Here is a 2,374-nt window from a genome sequence, read left to right as displayed (position 1 = left end):
AATATATTTGATAAAGACGATGATTCCGCTCCGTTGTTTTTTCACGATCTTAATCACGCCGCAAATACCATTCCTAATTTTTATGTTGAGGACAATACCAAGCAGGCAGATATGGATTTATTAAGTTCGGGTAATTATGATCTGAAACCCGACCTGTACATGTACAATCTTCCCGGCCTGAACGGAAGTTTTATTGTGAATAATAACATTGGATATACAATACCCCACGAGGATATAAAAATTGAAAAAACAGCGACCGGCTTTACAGTAACCAATACAAAAGGAGATAAATATTGGCTATCTTACAACAATATCGTTTTCTCAAAAACTCCGGGACAGGCAGCTCAAATATCTATGAACCAGATTTCTCTGGATAGTTTAAGGACGACCAGTGGAGATGTATTGAAGTTTGAGTACCAGGCACTACAGAGGTATACTGAAAAGACCGTGTACGAAAAAAGATATATCTACACGATCTATGAAAATTACACCCCACCAGGATATGATGAATTCCCCACCCTTAATCCAAGCCCTCCAAATGTAACGAACATTGAAAACAACACAGAAAAACTGATTTCAAAAATTGTTTTTCCTGAGGGGGAAATTAACTTTTTGTATTCAGGTGATGGAAATCTGCAGACAACGACGGATGCAATATACCGTAAAGATCTGAGCTCGAGCACAGGAGGAAAAGCATTAAAAAAAATAGTCGTCAAGAATAAAGGCGGTCAGATCATCAGGCAAATATCTTTAAACCATTCGTACTTTGAATCTGCCAGTCTTACTAAAACTTACGAGGATTACAGACTCAAACTGACGGAAGTTATTGATGATCTGAGCAGCTCCAAACATTCTTTTACCTATAATGAACAATATCCTCTTATCAGAAGGAATGGCAACTCCGATGATCTTTGGGGATACTTTAATTCCAATATTACCTCCGGTTCCAATATCCCTTTTGTGTACGGATCGAATTCTACTATTATCGGCGGTTCTCGAGACAGAGGGGTTGATGCGAAATATACGCAGATGGGCATTTTAACAAAGGTAAAATATCCAACTGGTGCTGAAAAAAAGTTGTATTATGAGAATAATGATTCAGGACAGACTTCTACCTATACTGAATACCATACGGAAACTATTGACGGGATCGATTCGGATGCTGCCGTAAATCCAAATCAATTATCCGTGATAAAGACCGTTACCGTTGATCCTTCTTTGCAGGATGTAAAAGTTAACTTTTCGAACGGTTGCCTTAACAATACCGATCCTCAGCAGTTGCCAGAAGATGGCAATTACAGTTCATGCAGGGGTTTTCTTAGCGGTGGTGGTACCGGCGGTGTTTACCACATTACCCAAGGTATTCCAATCTCTCCTAACGGCCAACCTATAACCCTAAAACTGACCAGGTTTGGAGATTGTGCATGTTCAATGACCATTTCGCATGGATTTACAACCACTTTTACACAGACGACCAACCAATTGGTTGGAGGGTTAAGGATAAAAAAAGTTGAAGACATTGACAATAATAATGTTTCGAATGTTTTTGAATACGATTATAACAATTCAGGGACATTAAAGAGAAAATTCAATTTTTATAAACCTTATTTTCGTGTGGCGGAACCTAGATTGATGATACCACCATCCGATCCGAATGTAGGATATTATGCCCCGCCGGATTATGTAGCAAAAGTCAAAGAATACCAGTCGGCAGGGAATGCTTTTACGTCCTATAACTCGGGGAATATTATGACCTATTCTAAAGTTACTGAGAAAAACGGTCTTGGAGAAGTTATATATACTTTTACAAATGATGCGCAGACGCCATATTATCCTTATACAAATACCCCTCAGGCTTATGACGAGTGGCGAAATGGCCTTCCTCTAAAAACGATTTATAAAAAAGGCAGTGATACTTTAAGAAAAGAAGTTTTTAGTTACGAGTTTAATCCCCTGAAAAATACAAAGTCCGGCTTTATTCTGAACAATCAGGATGAAATAGCTTTCGGATTGGACCTATTTATGGTAAGGTACCATAACAGCCATGGATTAGCAATTAATAGGGCAAATTATGCGTTTGAATATTACCCTGTCACCATTTATGGAGGAGCAATAGAAAAAAAACAGTCGAAGATTACCGAATATTTCAAAAACAACAAGGTAGTGGAGACCGTTACCGATTATACCTATTCCGATACGGACATCAACAAACCGATTAACCTGATGTCGATGAAAAACACCTATAACGACGGATCTTTTGACATTACAGGCTACAGCTACGCCCATGATCAGAGCAACCAGCTGATGATCGACCGGAATATGATCGGCATCCCTTTGGAAATAACGACCACTCAGACCCTGGGCGGAACGACCA

The 2,374-nt window shown here is 39.1% G+C and carries 1 protein-coding gene; it reads left to right on the top strand.

Going from position 1 to position 2,374, the window contains the following annotated elements:
- On the top strand, window positions 1-2,374 hold a 2,374-nt coding region (locus AC0N32_RS19735), incomplete at both ends, for a hypothetical protein (RefSeq protein ID WP_476395540.1).

The organism is Chryseobacterium endophyticum (genome assembly GCF_056333165.1).
This window is presented reverse-complemented; position numbering and strand designations above follow the sequence as displayed.